The 17317-nt window shown below is 69.5% G+C and carries 16 protein-coding genes; 10 read left to right on the top strand and 6 right to left on the bottom strand.

All coding sequences use genetic code 11. The features are described 5' to 3' along the window. The first annotated feature begins 490 nt into the window (after window positions 1-490). The 5 genes from AC069I_RS25570 (at window position 491) to proB (ending at window position 7033) form a co-directional block, all read left to right on the top strand. Entirely contained in the window at window positions 491-3571 is a 3081-nt protein-coding gene (locus AC069I_RS25570; protein WP_478266548.1) for a translation initiation factor IF-2 N-terminal domain-containing protein, read from the top strand. Window positions 3572-3741: 170 nt separating this feature from the next. Further along, complete coding sequence (gene rplU / locus AC069I_RS25575; protein WP_005158538.1) at window positions 3742-4056, top strand: 50S ribosomal protein L21; 315 nt, start codon at window positions 3742-3744, stop codon at window positions 4054-4056. Window positions 4057-4094: 38 nt separating this feature from the next. Further along, window positions 4095-4352 (top strand): 50S ribosomal protein L27, encoded by a 258-nt coding sequence (gene rpmA / locus AC069I_RS25580; protein WP_007034782.1) that lies wholly within the window; start codon window positions 4095-4097, stop codon window positions 4350-4352. 111 nt (window positions 4353-4463) lie between these two features. Then, a complete protein-coding gene (gene obgE, locus AC069I_RS25585) occupies window positions 4464-5927 on the top strand; it encodes a GTPase ObgE (RefSeq protein ID WP_340685497.1) in 1464 nt (487 codons plus the stop codon). After that, a complete protein-coding gene (gene proB / locus AC069I_RS25590; RefSeq protein ID WP_043847979.1) occupies window positions 5924-7033 on the top strand; it encodes a glutamate 5-kinase in 1110 nt (369 codons plus the stop codon). The genes obgE and proB overlap by 4 nt, the downstream gene beginning before the upstream one ends. Here the strand turns inward: proB and AC069I_RS25595 are convergent. The 3 genes from AC069I_RS25595 to AC069I_RS25605 form a co-directional block, all read right to left on the bottom strand. Further along, window positions 7030-7716, bottom strand: coding sequence for a hypothetical protein (locus AC069I_RS25595; RefSeq protein WP_478232162.1), 687 nt, complete (start codon window positions 7714-7716; stop codon window positions 7030-7032). The two genes, proB and AC069I_RS25595, sit on opposite strands and share 4 nt — an antisense overlap. Before the next feature lie 2 nt (window positions 7717-7718). After that, the gene (locus AC069I_RS25600) at window positions 7719-8210 is read right to left on the bottom strand and encodes a SigE family RNA polymerase sigma factor (protein WP_478227665.1); all 492 of its coding nucleotides are present in this window, start codon (window positions 8208-8210) and stop codon (window positions 7719-7721) included. A 77-nt stretch (window positions 8211-8287) separates the two neighbouring features. Further along, a complete protein-coding gene (locus tag AC069I_RS25605) occupies window positions 8288-8815 on the bottom strand; it encodes a TetR/AcrR family transcriptional regulator (protein WP_478227666.1) in 528 nt (175 codons plus the stop codon). An 81-nt stretch (window positions 8816-8896) separates the two neighbouring features. Here AC069I_RS25605 and AC069I_RS25610 point away from each other — a divergent pair, with 81 nt between their 5' ends. Next, window positions 8897-9421 (top strand): FAD-dependent oxidoreductase, encoded by a 525-nt coding sequence (locus AC069I_RS25610; protein ID WP_478266549.1) that lies wholly within the window; start codon window positions 8897-8899, stop codon window positions 9419-9421. On the opposite strand, the gene argS is transcribed toward AC069I_RS25610, so the two are convergent. The 3 genes from argS to AC069I_RS25625 all read right to left on the bottom strand — a co-directional run bounded on the left by argS (window position 9416) and on the right by AC069I_RS25625 (window position 14697). Continuing rightward, window positions 9416-11140, bottom strand: coding sequence for an arginine--tRNA ligase (gene argS, locus AC069I_RS25615; RefSeq protein WP_478266550.1), 1725 nt, complete (start codon window positions 11138-11140; stop codon window positions 9416-9418). The two genes, AC069I_RS25610 and argS, sit on opposite strands and share 6 nt — an antisense overlap. A gap of 72 nt (window positions 11141-11212) precedes the next feature. Then, window positions 11213-12499: an MFS transporter gene (locus tag AC069I_RS25620; RefSeq protein ID WP_478232157.1), complete on the bottom strand. Its 1287-nt coding sequence runs from the start codon at window positions 12497-12499 to the stop codon at window positions 11213-11215. Between the two features lie 92 nt (window positions 12500-12591). Continuing rightward, complete coding sequence (locus AC069I_RS25625; RefSeq protein WP_478266551.1) at window positions 12592-14697, bottom strand: RecQ family ATP-dependent DNA helicase; 2106 nt, start codon at window positions 14695-14697, stop codon at window positions 12592-12594. A 215-nt stretch (window positions 14698-14912) separates the two neighbouring features. Between AC069I_RS25625 and nadD the strand changes: the two genes are divergently transcribed. The 4 genes from nadD to octT are packed head-to-tail and all read left to right on the top strand — an operon-like array spanning window position 14913 to window position 17316. Next, window positions 14913-15545: a nicotinate-nucleotide adenylyltransferase gene (gene nadD / locus AC069I_RS25630; protein WP_478227671.1), complete on the top strand. Its 633-nt coding sequence runs from the start codon at window positions 14913-14915 to the stop codon at window positions 15543-15545. A 22-nt stretch (window positions 15546-15567) separates the two neighbouring features. Next, window positions 15568-15972, top strand: a complete 405-nt coding sequence (gene rsfS, locus AC069I_RS25635; RefSeq protein ID WP_016332398.1) for a ribosome silencing factor — start codon at window positions 15568-15570, stop codon at window positions 15970-15972. Next, a complete protein-coding gene (locus AC069I_RS25640) occupies window positions 15969-16583 on the top strand; it encodes a histidine phosphatase family protein (protein WP_340685488.1) in 615 nt (204 codons plus the stop codon). Before rsfS ends, AC069I_RS25640 begins: the two co-directional genes overlap by 4 nt. A gap of 4 nt (window positions 16584-16587) precedes the next feature. Continuing rightward, a complete protein-coding gene (gene octT / locus AC069I_RS25645) occupies window positions 16588-17316 on the top strand; it encodes a diglucosylglycerate octanoyltransferase (RefSeq protein ID WP_478227672.1) in 729 nt (242 codons plus the stop codon). Window position 17317: the final 1 nt, after the last annotated feature.

The following is a 17317-nucleotide window of genomic DNA, read 5'->3' on the forward strand; positions in this document are numbered from 1 at the left end:
GGGCTGGGCTGGACGTCGGTACCCCCCGAGCGGCACGCTAGCCACCCTCGGCCGGGTCGACAAGCTCTTCCGCGAAGTTCGCTCGGCCGGTGGCCGCGGCGCGCCCGGGAGCAGGCTCTGTGGCACCGAGTACACCGGAGTGGGGCCGGGGTGTGGGATACTCGCGGTGGCCGCTGGCCGACGGGCACACGTGAGAGGTGGCGCTCGCGGTCTCGTGGCCCGGTGGTGTGCTGCACATCCTCCACACGCGTCGCCGCTGTATGAGGCTCGACGACGTGGCGGGCGGCCCGATGTCGCGAACGTGGCCAGCGCTCCGCCGAGCAGACCTTCAGCCGTACGCGGCGCCCGGACAACCCCGGCGCCGTCGCGGTGCCGGGCAAGGATTCCCGCTGCTGGTGACCACCACGGCGGAACGAACAGAAAGGGGCCCCTGCGCGGCCGCGTCGAGCCGGTGTGAGCCAGCCGACGCGCCCGGGGGCGGAGGAGATATATGTCGAACGCGGACACACCCGCCGTCACCGGCGGGAATACCGCCACACCCATCGCAGGCCAGCTGGGCGAACTGCCTCCCCGGATCCGGGTGCACGCGCTGGCGAAGCTGCTGGGATCCAACAGCCGTGAACTGATGGCCAAGCTCGGTGAGCTCGGCGAAACCGTCCGGAGCGCGCAGTCCAGCGTCACCCGTGAGGTGGCGCACAAGCTCGCCGAAGCCCTCGCCGGCGGAGACGAGCCCGAAACCGCCGAGGCGGCCCCTGCCGCCGAAGCTCCCGTCGCCGAGACCCCGGCGGCTCCCGAGACCAAGCCCGAGGCCGAGCCGGAGCCCGCCTCCCAGGTGGAGGCCCCTTCGCGGCGTGTTCCGCCCGCGCTCGCCGCCCCGGTGACGCCGGAGCCGCCGCAGCCGACGACCAGGCCCGCGAAGGCGGCCGTGCACGTCCCGGTGTTCGCCGCGCCGTCGCCGGTGTTCCTGCCGCCGGAGCCCGTCGCGGCGAAGCCCGTCCGCAAGCCGGAGCCCGCCTTCGCCCCGACCGAGGAAACCGCCTCCGACGAGGACGAGACGCAGACCGAGCAGGCCGAAGGCCACGGCACCGACGAGGACGGTGACGACGCCAACGGCCGTCGCCGCCGTCGTCGCGGACGTCGTGGTCGCGGCCGGGGCAAGGGCGGCGACGAGAGCTCGGCCGAGTCCGAGAACGAAGACGAGCAGCCCGAAGCCCCGCGTAACCGTCAGCAGCGCGCGAAGGACAAGGACGCCGAGGCCGAAGAGGCCGGCGCCGAGACCGCCGAAGAGGCGTCCGCCGAGGCCGATTCGGAAACCGAGGGCGATTCGGATGGTGGCAGCAAGCGCCGCCGTCGCCGCCGCCGTCGCAAGGGCGGGGACGACGACAACGCCGAGGCCACCAGCGACGACCCGCCCAACACGGTCGTCCACGTGCGCCAGGCCAAGGCCGCCGAGATCGAGCGTCCCGCCAGGGACGAGGTCCGCAGCGTGCGCGGGTCGACCCGGCTCGAGGCCAAGCGCCAGCGCCGCCGGGACGGCCGCGAGGCGGGCCGTCGTCGTGCGCCGATCCTGTCCGAGGCCGAGTTCCTCGCCCGCCGCGAGTCGGTCGAGCGCACCATGGTCGTCGCCGAGAAGGGCGACTCCACGCAGATCGGCGTGCTCGAGGACGGTGTCCTGTGCGAGCACTTCGTGACCTCGTCGGGCACCGGCTCGATCGTCGGCAACGTGTACCTCGGCCGCGTGCAGAACGTGCTGCCGTCGATGGAGGCCGCCTTCATCGACATCGGCCGCGGCCGCAACGCCGTGCTCTACGCCGGTGAGGTCGACTGGGACGCCGCCGGTCTCGAGGGCAAGGCCCGCAAGATCGAGCAGGCGCTCTCCACCGGCGACTCCGTGCTGGTCCAGGTCACCAAGGACCCGGTCGGGCACAAGGGCGCCCGCCTGACCACGCAGATCTCGCTGCCGGGCCGCTTCCTGGTCTACGTGCCCGCGGGCGGCGCCACCGGCATCTCCCGGAAGCTCCCGGAGAACGAGCGCCGTCGCCTGAAGGACATCCTCAAACGCATCGTCCCCGAGGACGCCGGTGTGATCATCCGCACCGCGTCCGAAGGCATCAGCGAGGAGGAGCTGGACCGCGACGTCCGCCGCCTCAAGGCGCAATGGGACGTCATCAAGGAGAAGGCCGAAGCAGGCAACGGCGGCAAGAAGAACAGCGCCCCGGTCATGCTCTACGAAGAGCCGGACCTGCTGGTCAAGGTCGTGCGCGATCTGTTCACCGAGGACTTCGCCAAGCTGGAGATCCAGGGCGACAAGGCCTGGGACACCATCTACAACTACGTGCAGCACGTGGCGCCGGACCTGGCGGATCGCGTCAAGCGGTACACGGGCACCGGTTCGGCCTTCGCCGACCACCGGATCGACGAGCAGATCACCAAGGCGCTGGACCGCAAGGTCTGGCTGCCCTCGGGTGGTTACCTCGTCATCGACCGCACCGAAGCGATGACGGTCATCGACGTCAACACCGGCAAGTTCACCGGATCGGGTGGCAACCTCGAAGAGACGGTGACCAGGAACAACCTGGAGTCGGCGGAGGAGATCGTCCGCCAGCTCCGGCTCCGGGACATCGGCGGCATCATCGTCATCGACTTCATCGACATGGTGCTCGAATCCAACCGCGAGCTCGTGCTGCGACGGCTGACCGAATGCCTCGGCCGCGACCGCACGCGTCACCAGGTCGCCGAGGTCACCTCGCTCGGCCTGGTGCAGATGACCCGCAAGAAGATCGGCACCGGGCTGCTCGAAGCGTTCTCGACGCCGTGTGAGCACTGCAAGGGCCGTGGCGTGGTCGTCTCGACCGAGCCGCAGCGCACCGGTGGTGGCGGAAACGGCCACAACCACGGCGGCGGTGGTGGCGGTGGCGGCAAGGAGCAGGGCTCACGCCGGTCCCGCGGCCGGGGCAAGGGCGAGGATCAGGGCCAGAACGAGCCCGCCGCGGCCAAGACCGAGGCGCCGACGGCGCCTGCTCAGCGCGAGTCGGTGGTTTCGGCGGTCCAAGCCGTGGCCAACGCCACCAAGGCGGCCAAGGGCGAGCACTCGCACGAGGCCACCGAGAACGTCGAGGGCGCCGCGCTCAACGGCCACGCCCCTCAGGTGGCTGAGCGGCCCGCTGAGCCGGTGGCGGCGGATTCGGAGCCCGTTGCCGACGCGACCGTCGAACAGGCGGCCGAGGCGGCTTCCGAGCCGGTGCGGGAGCCGGTCGCCGAGGCGCCCGCGTCCGAACTCGCCGGTGAGCCGGTGACGACTTCGGCCGACGAGGCTCCGGCCGTGCGTGAAGAAGAGATCGCCGTCGTCGCGGAATCCGGCCCGGAGCCCGAAGCACCCGAGATTCCGGTGACTGCTGAGACCGTTGTGACGGAAGAGGTTTCCGCGTCCGAGACCCCGGTGGCCCAGGAGGAGACCGAGCCCGAGGTGGACGTCCCGGCCCCGGCCGTGCGCTCCACGACCCGCCGTCGTCCGCGACGGGCGGCCTCACGACCGGCCGGTCCGCCGGTCAAGGCGTCGGAAAAGAGCTAGTGAACACCTAGGGGCACCCCGGTGTGATCGCACCGGGGAGCCCCACGTAACCTATAGAGCGGCCCGCCACTTAGCGGCGGGCACCTTGCGCAGAATCTGCCCACCGAGAATTTCTTGTTGGGCCGGGTCACGCAAGCCCCCACCCGTTGTCGAGTAAGCAGGAGACTTCCGTGTCGGCGTACGCGATCGTCAAGACTGGCGGCAAGCAGTACAAGGTGGCCGTCGGCGACGTCGTCGAGGTCGAGAAGCTCGAAGGCGAGCCGGGTACCGAGCACACCTTCCCCGCAGTCCTTTTTGTGGACGGTGGCGACGTCACCACGGACGCCGACGCGCTGGCGAAGGTCTCGGTCACCGGCAAGGTCGTCGAGCAGACCAAGGGTCCGAAGATCCGGATCCACAAGTTCAAGAACAAGACCGGCTACCACAAGCGCCAGGGTCACCGGCAGAAGCTGACCCGCGTCGAGGTCACCGGCATCTCCAAGTAGGACTTTCTCCGGATCTTCGTCAGAAAGAGGATTGAGCCATGGCTCACAAGAAGGGTGCGTCCAGCTCCCGCAACGGTCGCGATTCGAACGCGCAGCGACTGGGCGTCAAGCGTTACGGCGGTCAGGAAGTCAACGCGGGCGAGATCTTGATCCGCCAGCGTGGCACCAAGTTCCACCCCGGCGTGAACGTCGGCCGTGGCGGCGACGACACGCTGTTCGCGCTGGCCGCCGGTGCGGTCCAGTTCGGCGAGAAGCGTGGCCGCAAGACGGTCAACATCGTGCCGACCGAAGCCTGAGTTCCGGCTTCGAGTTAGAACCTCTGACGAGGGGTGGGCCGGAATATCCGGGCCCACCCCTCGTTTGTTTTATGTATCCCCCTTTTTCTCGAGAGTGAATAGAGGCAAGTCATGGCGTCCCGGTTCGTGGACCGAGCGGTGATCCATCTGGCCGCCGGCGACGGTGGGAACGGCTGCGCCTCGGTGCACCGCGAGAAGTTCAAGCCCCTCGGCGGCCCGGACGGCGGCAACGGCGGCAACGGCGGCGACGTGCTGCTGGTCGTCGACCCGAACGTCCACACGCTGCTCGACTTCCATTTCCGCCCGCACGCCCGAGCCGGCAACGGCAAGCTGGGCCAGGGCGGCAACCGCGCCGGTGCGGCGGGGGAGACGCTGGAGATGCGCGTCCCTTCCGGCACCGTCGTGATGACCGAGGACGGCGAGATCCTGGCCGACCTGGTCGGCCCCGGCACCACCTTCGTCGCCGCGCAGGGCGGCCGTGGCGGTCTCGGCAACGCCGCGCTGGCTTCCAAGGCCCGCCGGGCACCCGGATTCGCGCTGCTGGGCGAGCCGGGAGAGTCCCGCGACCTCGTTCTGGAGCTGCGCTCCGTCGCCGACGTCGGTCTCCTCGGCTTCCCGTCCGCGGGCAAGTCGTCGCTGATCTCGGTGCTGTCGGCCGCCAAGCCGAAGATCGCCGACTACCCGTTCACCACGCTGGTGCCGAACCTCGGCGTGATCACCGCCGGCTCGACCGTGTTCACCATGGCCGACGTCCCTGGGCTGATCCCCGGCGCGAGCGAGGGCAAGGGCCTCGGCCTCGACTTCCTGCGCCACATCGAACGCTGCGCGGTGCTGGTGCACGTCGTCGACTGTGCGACCTTCGAGCCTGGGCGCGACCCGCTGTCCGACATCGACGCCCTCGAAGAGGAGCTCGCCCGCTATACCCCGAGCCTCGGCGGCGACCTCGCCGACCGGCCGCGTGTAGTGGTGCTGAACAAGATCGACATCCCGGACGCCGCCGAACTCGCCGAGTTCGTGCGCCCGGAACTGGAAGCCCGCGGGCTCAGCGTGTTCGAGATCTCCACTGCGTCGCGGCAGGGCCTGAAGGAACTGACCTACGCGCTCGCCGCCGTCGTCGAGAAGTACCGCGCCGACCAGCCCGCCCCCGAGCCGGCGAAGGTCGTGCTCCGGCCGATGGCCGTCGACGACGCCGGCTTCACCGTCGAGCTCGACCCGGAGGAGGAAGGCGCGTTCATCATCCGCGGCTCCCGACCGGAACGGTGGATCCGGCAGACCAACTTCGGCAACGACGAAGCCGTGGGGTACCTCGCGGACCGGCTCAACCGGCTGGGTGTCGAGGAAGTGCTGGCACGCAAGGGCGCCGTACCCGGCAGCCCCGTCACCATCGGCGACGTCCAGTTCGAGTGGGAGCCGTCGACCCCGGCCGGGGTCGCGGTGCACCTGTCGGGCCGGGGTACGGACGTGCGGCTGGAGAACACCAGCCGGATCGGTGCCGCCGAGCGCAAGGAAGCACGCCGGATCCGTCGTGACGGTCCGGACGGCATCGAAGACGAAGACGAGATGGACGACGAGTGAGCTCAACCCGGGTGGCGATCGCCGACGCGAAGCGGGTGGTCGTCAAGGTCGGTTCCTCAGCGCTGACCACCGCCGGCGACGGTCTCGACGTGACCAGGCTGGACGCTCTGGTGGACGCGATCGCCGACCGGGTCTCCCGCGGCACGCAGATCGTGCTGGTGTCCTCGGGCGCGATCGGCGCGGGACTCGCGCCGCTCTCGCTCGGCAAACGGCCGCGTGACCTCGCCACCCAGCAGGCCGCGGCCAGTGTCGGCCAGCTCGCGCTGGCGCACGCCTACGCCGAGTCGTTCGGCCGCTTTTCCCTGACCGTGGGCCAGGTTCTGCTGACTTCGGACGACGTTGTTCGCCGTGCGCACTACCGCAACGCGCAGAACACGTTCACCCGGCTGCTGGCCCTCGGCGCGGTTCCCGTGGTCAACGAGAACGACACCGTGGCCACCGAAGAGATCCGCTTCGGCGACAACGACCGGCTGGCCGCGCTGGTGGCTCACCTGATCGGCGCCGACGCGCTCGTCCTGCTGTCCGATGTGGACGGTCTGTACGACGGGGATCCCCGTGACGGAGCGACCCGCAAGATCGCCGAGGTCGCAGGGGAGTCCGATGTGGACGGAATCACCGTCGGCATGTCGAGCTCCGGGCTCGGCACCGGCGGCATGGTCTCGAAGCTCGCAGCCGCTCGTACCGCCGCCGGCGCTGGAATCCCAGTCCTGCTCGCCGCCGCTTCCGAGGCAGCGCGCGCCCTGACCACCGCCGAGGTCGGCACGGCTTTCGCCGCCGCGGACTCCCGGCTGTCGGCCCGCCGGTTCTGGCTGGGCTACGCCGCGGGCGCGTCCGGGAAACTGCACCTCGACGACGGCGCGGTCGCGGCCGTCGTCCGCCGCCGCCGCTCGTTGCTGGCCGCCGGGATCACCGGCGTCGACGGGGACTTCCAAGCCGGCGACGTCGTCGACCTGGTCGATCTTCGACAGCGGACCGTGGCGCGCGGGGTCGTGGCCTTCGACGCGGGCGAACTGCCCGACCTCATCGGCCGCTCCAGCCACGACCTCCCCGCGGAACAGCGCCGTGAGGTCGTCCACGCGGACGACCTCGTCCCGCTGCGCCGTTAGGGCACCAGGCCCGGGGTCAGGGCGATTTCGCGAACCTGCGCCTCGCTCAGCGGCGGCCGCGCGTTGTCGCCGCCGTCGGTGGAGACCTCCACGATCGCCGTCTCGGTTTGATAGGCCGCCCCGTAGGAGAGGTGACCGTCCTTCTCTCCGGTCGTCGTCTCGATCAGGGTCCCGCCGTCGATCAGGCTCGCCGAGCAGGTGGCCGGGACTGGATCCAGTCTGCGACAGGCCACCCCCGTGGAGAGCAGCGTTCCGTTGTTGGGCAGCACGGTCACGGACAGCGAGCCGTCGCGAACCGGATACACCAGGCGGTAGCCGTTCCCCTTGCCGATCGGGATGGCCTTCAGGTCGAACGGGGTGTCCGAGCCGAGAGTGACCCGGGCCCGGACCGTCGCTTCGAGCACGCAGGAAAGCCGGGCCTTCGCCGCTTCGGTCGTTTCCTCAGTCGACTTCGCGCCGCAGGGTGAAGCCGCGGCCGGCTCGTTCCGGTCGGGAAGCGCGATGATCGCGGTTCCAGCCGGAAATCCCGCCGCGGCCAAGGCGACTGACGCGACCACTGTCGTCAGACGGCGCCGTCGTGACCGGCGGCCCGCGGCGAGCACGCCGTCGCCGGTGAGCCCGACGGGCGGCTCGGCCTCGGTCACGTACTCCTTCAGCGCGGAGCGGACGTCCTGGTCTTCCATGACTACTCCTTGCTCGTCGGGGAGGGCAGGACGGCGCGCAGTGCTTCGATCCCACGGGCGGTCTGGCTCTTTACCGTGCCTTCGGCGACACCGAGCAGCGAAGCCACTTCGGCGACCGAGAGGTCCTCGAGGAAGCGGAGAACGACCATCGCGCGCTGGCGCGGCGTCAGGCCGCTGAGCACCCGCTCGAGATCGATCCGATCGTGGCTGTCGTAGCCCGAGGGGGCGGCCCGGTCCGGAGGCGTCGAGGTCACCAGTTCCCGGCCGTGTTTTCGCTTCCGGCCGAGGAAGAGGTTGAGCAGGATCCGGCGCGCGTAGGCGTCGACGGTGTCCGGTCGCACCCGCCGCCATCGCCGGTACAACTGGACGAACGTGGCCTGCACCAGGTCCTCGGCGCCGTGCCAGTCGCCGCACATGCCGAACGCCAGCCGCCGGAACCGCTGCACGCGGGCCGCGAAGTACTCGCTGAAGTCGGCGTCTCTCGCTTGTCCCACCGGCCACCCCCTCTTCTTCGTGCCCTCTCTAGTCCGGCGGGGGCCCGAAAGGTTCAAGCGACAGCGGGGGACCTTTGCTACCGCTTCCCCTGATCGGCGAGGTGGCCGACGAGGCGCGCCAGCTGTTCGCCGTAGGCCTCGGCGAACTCGGCCGACGCGGGGTCCTGCCCGGAGACCGCGCGTACGACGCGAGGCAGCGCCAGCGCGGCACTGGACGCGGCCATGAAGATCACCAGCAGGAAGCCGGGGTCGAGGTCGGCAGGGAAGTCGCCCGCGGCCTGCCGGGCCCGTACGTACTCCACCTGCCGCTGGAGGAACCCGCGCTGGCCCTCGACGCCGACCGCGTCGGGGGCGCCGTCGGTCAGGTTCTCCCAGAGGAACAGCTTGGCGAGGTCGTGATCCCGGACTCCCGACTGGGCGAAGAACCGGACGACCTCCGCGAACGGTTTCTCGTGGTCGGCGGCCGCGACGTAGTCGTCGTACATCGTCGCGGTCAGCGCGTTGTACAGCCCTTCCTTGCCGCCGAAGTAGTACGAGATCAGCTGCTTGTTCACGCCCGCTTTCACGGCGATCTCGCTGACGCGGGGCTGTTCAGCGCGCCGCACGAGCTGAGCGGCGCCCTGTCTGTCGACGACGAGACTGCCGAGTACGACCCCGTCCTGTTCGACAACACCTCGAGTTACGTCATGTGGGCGTTCGCCGCGGACCGCCGACGCTATCCGGACGGCCTGTCGTCATTGTCCGGGTCCGCTCTGCGGTCCCTGGTGCTGGACCTGATCGACGACTGGGCCCCCGCGTTCAAGGAGCTGGTCGCCGGCTCGCCCGAGGGGTCGGTGTCCCGGCTGCCGATCTTCACTTCGAAACCCGTCGCTCCCTGGCCGACGAGCAACGTCACCCTGATCGGCGACGCGATCCACAGCATGACCCCGTTCCGCGGCATCGGGGCGAACACCGCCCTCCGGGACGCGCAGCTGTTGTGCCGCAACCTCGTCGAAGCACGGAAGACCGGCGCGGTGCGCTCCGCGGTCGCCGACTACGAGCAGCGGATGCGGGACTACGGTTTCGCGGCGGTGCGCGACTCGGAACGCAGCGCCCGCCAGTTCGTGTCGGAGAACCGGGCGGGCCGCACGATGGCGCGAGGAATGTTCCGCTTCTTCCAGGCGGCCCCTCCGTTGAAGCGCAAGGTCTTCAGCGACCACGGCGACTCATAGCCGGGCAGGGGTCGAGATGCCGAGCAGGGACAAACCCAGTGTCAGCGTCTTCGAAGTGAGCTCGGCCAGCAGTAGACGCGAGTCGCGGACGCCGGGACCTTCCGCGTCCAGTACCGGGCACTGTACGTAGAACCGCGAGAAAACGACCGCGGTTTCGTACAGGTAGGTGCACAGCTTGTGGGGGAGATGCCCGGCGGTCGCCGCGCCGACCGCCTCGGGAAAGCGGGCCAGCGCGAGTGCCAGCGCTCGTTCCGCGGGATGGCCGAGCAGGATCCGCGCGCCGGTGAGGTCCTGGCCCGCCTTCGCCAGCACGGAACGGATCCGTGCGTTGGCGTACTGCAGGTAGACCGACGTGTTTCCGTCATGGGAGAGCATCCGGTCCCAGGAGAAGACGTAGTCACGCTCGCGATCGCCGGAAAGATCGGCGTACTTGAGCGCGCCGATCCCGATCGCCTCGGCGACCTCTTCCCGCACGCCGGGGGAGAGGTCGCCCCGGCCATCGATCACTTCGGCGGCGTGGGAGACCGCCTCGGTGAGCAGGTCGGAAAGACGGACCGACTCGCCCGCCCGGGTCTTCATGGCACGCCCGTCTTCACCGAGCACCGAACCGAACCCGATGTGCTCGGCCCGATGGTCGTCACGGAGCCAGCCGGCGGCCCGGCACACGGCGAACACCATCGCGAAGTGCTGCGCTTGCGGCGCTCCGACGACGTAGAGCAGGTCGGTCACCCCACGTTGTTCCGTCCAGTACCGCAAGGTCGCGAGATCGGTGGCCGCGTAGCCGTATCCACCGTCCCGCTTCCGCACGATGAGCGGCAGCGGATCGCCTTCCCGGTTACGGAAACCGTCGGGAAAGACGCAGACCGCGCCATCGCTGATCTCGGTCAGCCCGGCGGCGGTCAGGTCGTCCACGACGGCGGCGAGAAACGGGTTGTAGAAGCTCTCGCCGTAGATGTCCTCATCGGTCAGGTCGATGCCGAGGAGTTCGTAGACCTGAGTGAAATGCCGTGTCGACTCGTCGACCAGACGCCGCCACAGCGACAAAGTCTCATCGTCACCGCTTTGCAGGAGCACTACACGATTCCGAGACCGGGCCGCGAAGTCGTCGTCGTTTTCGAACTTCGTCCGGGCGGCCCGGTAAAAGCCGTTGAGATCGCCGATCGTGTAAGGACCAGACGGGCGCTCGTCGAGCAGATGCTCGATCAGCATGCCGAACGGCGTACCCCAGTCGCCGAGGTGGTTGTGCGGGATGACCTCATGCCCGGCGAACCGCGCCAGCCGCGTGATCGCGTCACCGATGACGGTCGACCGGAGGTGTCCGGCGTGCATTTCCTTCGCCACGTTCGGACTGCTGTAGTCGATGGCGATCCGCCGTGGACGCGGCGTCACCGCGACGCCCAGCCGTGGGTCACCGTTGAGCGCGGTCGTCCGCTCCGCCAGCCAGGACGAGCGCAGCGTGAAGTTCAGGAAGCCCGGCCCCGCGACCTCGGGTGGTTCGGCGAGGTCGGCGACGTCGAGCCGCGACACGATGTCGGCGGCGATCTCCCTCGGTGGCTTGCCGAGTCGCTTGCCCAAGCTCATCGCGAGATCGCACTGATAGTCGATCCCGTCCCGCGCGGAGACCCGCACCAGTGCGGACGGAGGTTCGATGTCGGTGACGTGACGAAGGGCATCCACCACGCGTCGCGCCAATTCCTCGCTTACATCGCCGAACAACACGGTGTCCCTCCTTCGCGCTCGTCGTAGGAGCGCGAGGGTAGCCACCTCGTCACGTCATCGGCGACGGAGTTTTCAGCGCAGGTCGCTGCCCTTGGTCTCCGGCAAGGTGCGAATGACGAAGAACGCGATCACCGCTCCGGCGGCCACGTACCAGAAGAACAGCGTGGACAACCCCGCGTCGGACAGCGCGGTGAGCACCAGGGGAGCGGTCCCGCCGAACAACGCGACGGTCAGGTTGTACCAGGCGCCGATGCCAAGACCGCGCAGTTCGGTGGGGAACAGCTCGCTCATGATCGCGGGCGCGATCGACGTCATCGCCGTGTACAGGCAGAGCCCGACGCAGAACACGACCAGCAGGCCCGGCAGCCCCGGCCTGACCAAAGTGGACAGCGGGACGATGAGGATCGCGGTCGCCGCCGCCCAGACGAGTAGCTGTGGCTTGCGGCCGAAGCGATCCGACAAGGCGCCCATCGGGTATTGAAGCGCGACGAACAAAGCCGTCGCGATCGACAACGCGAGGAACACGTCGACGTCGTCGGCCTTGCGGGTCTTGACCGCGAAGGAAGTCAGGGCGCTGAAGAACGTGTAGTAGCAAAGGGTCGACAGCATCGAGAAGCCCACGAGCTGCACGACGGCCCGCGGGTGCTCGCGGAGGGTGGTGCGCAGCGGACGCTCGACCCGGCGCGCGGTCGACTTCTTCTCCTCGAAGATCTCGGTCTCGGCGAGGCTGCGCCGGAGCCACAGGCCGATGATGCCGAGAACACCGCCGAGCAGGAACGGGATCCGCCAGCCGTACGCGGTCAGGTCCGCCTTGGACATCGTCCGCGCGAGCACGAATCCGAGGATCGAGGCGAGCAGGACGGCGGAACCGGTCGAGATGTAGAAGAAGGCGGAGTACCGGCCGCGGCGGGCGGGCGGCGCGATCTCACCGAGGTAGGCCGAAGCGTTGGAGACCTCACCGCCGAGCGACAGTCCTTGCGCCACCCTGGCCAGCAGCAACAGGATCGGGGCCAGCCAGCCGACCTGGTCGAACGTCGGCAGGAGACCGATGGCCACCGAGCCGCCCGCCATCAGCACGATGGTCAGGATCATCGCCGGCTTCCGGCCCCTGACGTCGGCGAACCGGCCGAGCAACATCCCGCCGAGCGGGCGGAAGAAGAACGCCAACGCGTAGGTGGCGAAGGTGTTGATCAACGCCAGGGCTTCGTTGCCCTTCGGGAAGAACTCACTGGCGAAGTAGATGCTGAAGGTCGCGTAGATGGTCCAGTCGAACCATTCCAGCGCGTTGCCGACACTGGCGGCGAACAACTTCTTCACCGGGAGCCGATGCCCCAGCCGCTCCGTCGTTGAGTCCGCCATCGGCACCTCCGTACTCGCGCGTGGACGGAACCTTGCCAGAAAGTCCCCGCGCGGGGAAGAACCTGTCGAATGTCGGGATCGGGGCTCTTCGGTTACGAGGTGCTGGCGAGAGCGAACGGCAGCACCGCACGGGCTCCGGCCTGGCGGAGCAGGCGCGCGGACAGCGTCATCGTCCATCCGGTGTCGATGAGGTCGTCGACCAGCAGGATCGGGCCGTCGGTCGCGGCCACTCGCACCGACAGGTCCTCGGGGAGGCTGAGGCGTTTCCACAGATCGGCCAGCCGTTGCGCGCTGTTCGCCTGACGCGGGGGCGGCCCCGCCGAGGCGACGGCGCCCAGGTACTCCAGGCGTCCGATCGAGGCCAGCTTCGTCGCCAGGCTGTGGACCAGCTCAGGTCGCGTGGCGGAAGGCACTTCCACCACTGCCACCGGGCGCTCCGGCCACTGCCAGCCCTTGAGCACTTCGATACAGGCTTGGAAGACCGGGTCGGGGAGTTCGGTGTCCACCGCGGCCGGGCCGACGAGTTCGCGCAGCCGCGTGCCCCAGCCTACGTCGGTCACCCGGCCGACGACCTGGCCGGTTTCGGTCTGCTCGCCCGCAGGCAGCCGCCCGGAAAGCGGAACGTCCAGCCCGGCCATCCCGGTCGGCCACATCTTCCGCGGCGCGACCTCGACCCCGGGACGGCGCAGCCGTTGCCGGGTGGCGTCGACGACGTCGTCGGAAATCGTGGTGTCCCAATGCTTTCCGGTGCAGTTGTCACAGCGCCCGCAGGGTGTCGCTTCGGGATCGTCGAGCTGCTTCCGGAGGAACTCCATCCGGCAGCCGGTGGTCTCCAGGTACGCCAGCATGGCGTTCTGCTCGTTGGTCCGCGCCGCGCTTACTCGCGCGTAGCGTTCCTTGTCGTAGCGCCAGTCTTCGCCGGTGCCTTCCCAGCCGCCTTTCACCCGGCGGACGGCGCCGTCGACGTCCAGCACCTTCAGGACCATCTCCAGCCGGGAACGGGAGAGCTCCACGAACGGTTCGAGTGCCGGTGTCGACAGTGGACGGTCCGCGTACGCCAGCGCGTTCAGCACCTGGGTCACCCGGAGTTCGTCCGGAAACGCCAGCGAACCGAAGTACGCCCAGATGTCCTTGTCCTCGTGGCCAGGCAGCAGGATCACTTCGGCGCGGTCGACGCCACGCCCGGCACGGCCGACCTGCTGGTAGTACGCGATCGGCGAGGACGGGGCGCCGAGATGGACCACGAAGCCCAGGTCCGGCTTGTCGAACCCCATGCCCAGTGCCGAAGTGGCCACCAAGGCCTTGACGTTGTTGTTCAGCAGATCGTCTTCGGCTGCCTGCCGGTCCGCCGGATCGGTCTTCCCGGTGTAGGCGGCGACCGGGTAGCCGCGCTCGGTCAGCAATCCCGCGACGTCGTGCGCGGCGGCGACGGTGAGCGTGTAGATGATGCCGGAGCCCGGCAACTCCGCCAGGTGCTCGGCCAGCCAGGCGAGCCGGGCCTGCGACGTCGGCAGCTTGGCCACCGACAGATGCAGGCTTTCGCGGTCCAAGCTGCCGCGCAGGACGAGGGTGTCGCCCCCGTTGCCGATGCCGAGCTGCTCGGCGACGTCGGTCGCCACGCGGTCGTTCGCGGTCGCGGTGGTGGCGAGCACCGGGACACCTTCGGGCAGGTCCTTCAGCAGTGTCCGCAGCCGCCGGTAGTCCGGACGGAAGTCGTGGCCCCAATCCGAGATGCAGTGCGCCTCGTCGACCACGAGCAGGCCGGCGGTCGCGGTCAGCTTCGGCAGGACGGTGTCGCGGAAGTCCGGGTTGTTGAGCCGCTCCGGGCTGACCAGGAGGACGTCGACCTCGCCTGCCGCGATCGCCGCCTGGACCTGATCCCACTCCTGCGGGTTCGCGGAGTTCATCGTCGCCGCGTGGATACCCGCCCTCGCCGCCGCGGAGATCTGGTTGCGCATCAGCGCGAGCAACGGCGAGATGATCACCGTCGGGCCGTTGCCGCGCTCCCGCAGCAACGCGGTGGCCAGGAAGTACACCGCGGACTTCCCCCAGCCGGTGCGCTGCACGACAAGCGCGCGACGGCGGTGCGCGACCAGCGCCTCGATGGCGGTCCACTGGTCGTCACGCAGGCGGGCGCCCTCGCCCGCCAACGACTGGAGGAGGGTCTCGGCGCGATCCCGGAGAGTCGATGTGTCCACGTCCCCACCTCTACCCCATGCCACCGACGAAGTCGCGATCGGCATGTCCATCCATGCCCCGCCGCCACCCTCAACGGAGGCGCTTCGCGCCCAACTTGGCTTCGAAACGGACCGTTCATCCATGGAACGGACTGTAATGTGATCCAGATCACCACCGGTCGGTGGGTCCGGCGACCCGAGCGTGGAGCCTCGAGCGCTGTATAGGCTCACGACCCATGTCACCACGCAGGATCGGGGTCATGGGCGGCACGTTCGACCCCATTCACCACGGGCACCTCGTCGCGGCCAGTGAGGTCCAGGCGCGGTTCGCGCTCGACGAAGTCATCTTCGTGCCCACCGGCCAGCCGTGGCAGAAGTCCGACAGGGTGGTCACCCGCGCCGAGGACCGCTATCTGATGACGGTGATCGCGACGGCGTCCAACCCCGTGTTCTCGGTCAGCCGCGTCGACATCGACCGCGTCGGGCAGACCTACACCGTCGACACCCTGCGCGACCTGCGTGCCGAATACCCGGACGACCAGCTGTTCTTCATCACCGGCGCGGACGCGCTCGAACAGATCCTCACCTGGCGCAACGCCGACGAGCTGTTCGACCTGGCGCATTTCATCGGCGTCACCAGGCCCGGCTACCGCCTCAATTCGCAGCATCTGCCGAGCGGGAAGGTGAGCCTGGTCGAGGTGACCGCGATGGCGATCTCGTCCACCGCGTGCCGCGAGCGCGTCGAAGGCGGGGAGCCCGTCTGGTACCTCGTCCCCGACGGTGTGGTGCGCTACATCGCCAAAAAGGACCTCTATCGCAAAGACCGGGGTTCCCCACCGGGTACCCTCGTCGGGCGCACCCGCGAGTAAAACCATCTGTTTGAGGAGAACTGTGACAGCCACGTCCGAGGCACGAGAGCTGGCCGTAGCGGCCGCCCATGCGGCGGCGGACAAGAAGGCGAGCGACGTGGTCGTGCTGGACGTGTCCGACCAGCTGGTGATCACCGACGCCTTCGTCATCGCCTCCGCGCCCAACGAGCGCCAGGTCGGCGCCATCGTCGACAACGTCGAGGAGCAGCTCCGGCTCGGCGGGCACAAGCCCGTCCGCCGTGAGGGCGCCCGTGAGGGCCGCTGGGTCCTGCTGGACTACGTCGACGTCGTCATCCACGTCCAGCACCAGGAGGAACGCTCCTTCTACGGTCTCGAGCGGCTCTGGAAGGACTGCCCGCGGATCGAGGTCGCCGGTCTGGAGACACCCGCCGAGGAGGACCCCGCCGACGCGCAAGGCGCCTCGTGAGCCCGCGGCGGCTGGTGCTCTGGCGCCACGGCGAGACCGACTACAACGCGGCGGGCCGGATGCAGGGGCATCTGGACTCCGCGTTGACCCCGGTCGGCTGGAACCAGGCCAGGTTCGCCGTGCCCGCGCTCGCCCGGTTCTCTCCGGATCTGGTGATCGCCTCGGATCTGCGCCGCGCCACCGACACGGCCACCGTGCTCACGGAGGCCATCGGCGTCCCGCTGCGGATCGACAAGCGTCTCCGGGAAACCCATCTGGGTGAATGGCAGGGCTTCACCGGCCAGCAGGTCGACGAGACGTACCCCGGGGAACGCGCACGCTGGCGCGTCGACGCGACCTGGGCGCCGCCCGGTGGTGAGTCGCGGGTCGACGTCGCCGAACGGGCGTTGGAGGTCGTCGCGGACCTGGACCAGCCCAATTCCGGCGCGGGCGACGCGGTACTGCTGGCCACGCACGGCGGCCTGATCATCGCGCTGACCGCGAAACTGCTCGGCCTGCCGGTCGCCTCCTGGCCGTCGCTGGGCGGGATCGCGAACTGTCACTGGGTCGAGCTGACCAGACGCGACGGCAACTGGCGGCTGGCCGCCTACAACGCGGGCATCACCGGCTGATCCCATGGCCCCGCGCCTGCTGGTGTTCGGCGATTCCCTCAGTTTCCACGGCCCCGACGGCCCGCTCGCCGCCGACGACGCGCGCCTGTGGCCGAATATCGCCGCCGACGCGCTCGGGGGCGGTGGCGTGGACCTCGTCGCCGGGTTCGGCTGGACCGCCCGTGACGCCTGGTGGTCGTTGATCGGTGATCCGCGTGTCTGGGCCGATCTCCATCACGCCGACGCCGTCGTACTGGCCGTCGGGAGCATGGACACCCTGCCCTCGCCGCTTCCCACCTACCTTCGCACCGGCCTCCGCTACCTTCGGCCCGACCCGCTGCGGCGCGTGGTACGCAAGGCGTATCTGGCCGCTCAGCCGCGGCTCGCGATCGCCCTCCGAGGACGTCCGGTGGTCCTGCCGTCGAAGCTCACCGTCCAGTATCTCGACACCGCTGTCGGAGCTTTGCGCACGCTGCGACCGGAGCTGCCGGTCTTCGGCATGCTGCCCTCCGTGCATCGATCCGACTCGTACGGCCGCGTCCACACCGCCCGCGCCGGTGCCGCCGCGGCCATCGCCGACTGGGGCCGGCGCGCGGACGTCCCGCTGCTGGATCTCGGAGCCGTCGTCGGCGACCACGTGCTGAGCGGGCGGGGCAATCCGGACGGGATGCACTGGGGGTGGGAGGGACATGCCGCCGTCGGCGCGGAAATGGCCCGCCTGATGGCCCCGGTGCTCCGCTCCGCGGCAACGTAGG

Source organism: Amycolatopsis sp. NPDC043885 (genome assembly GCF_056435685.1).

Bases quoted from the DNA above. Each gene is read 5' to 3' on its own strand.
- AC069I_RS25595 (WP_478232162.1), bottom strand. From the start codon at position 7,716: ATGGAAGACCAGGACGTCCGCTCCGCGCTGAAGGAGTACGTGACCGAG.
- nadD (WP_478227671.1), top strand. From the start codon at position 14,913: ATGTCACCACGCAGGATCGGGGTCATGGGCGGCACGTTCGACCCCATT.
- AC069I_RS25610 (WP_478266549.1), top strand. From the start codon at position 8,897: ATGTGGGCGTTCGCCGCGGACCGCCGACGCTATCCGGACGGCCTGTCG.
- AC069I_RS25570 (WP_478266548.1), top strand. From the start codon at position 491: ATGTCGAACGCGGACACACCCGCCGTCACCGGCGGGAATACCGCCACA.
- obgE (WP_340685497.1), top strand. From the start codon at position 4,464: ATGGCGTCCCGGTTCGTGGACCGAGCGGTGATCCATCTGGCCGCCGGC.
- octT (WP_478227672.1), top strand. From the start codon at position 16,588: ATGGCCCCGCGCCTGCTGGTGTTCGGCGATTCCCTCAGTTTCCACGGC.
- AC069I_RS25620 (WP_478232157.1), bottom strand. From the start codon at position 12,499: ATGGCGGACTCAACGACGGAGCGGCTGGGGCATCGGCTCCCGGTGAAG.
- rpmA (WP_007034782.1), top strand. From the start codon at position 4,095: ATGGCTCACAAGAAGGGTGCGTCCAGCTCCCGCAACGGTCGCGATTCG.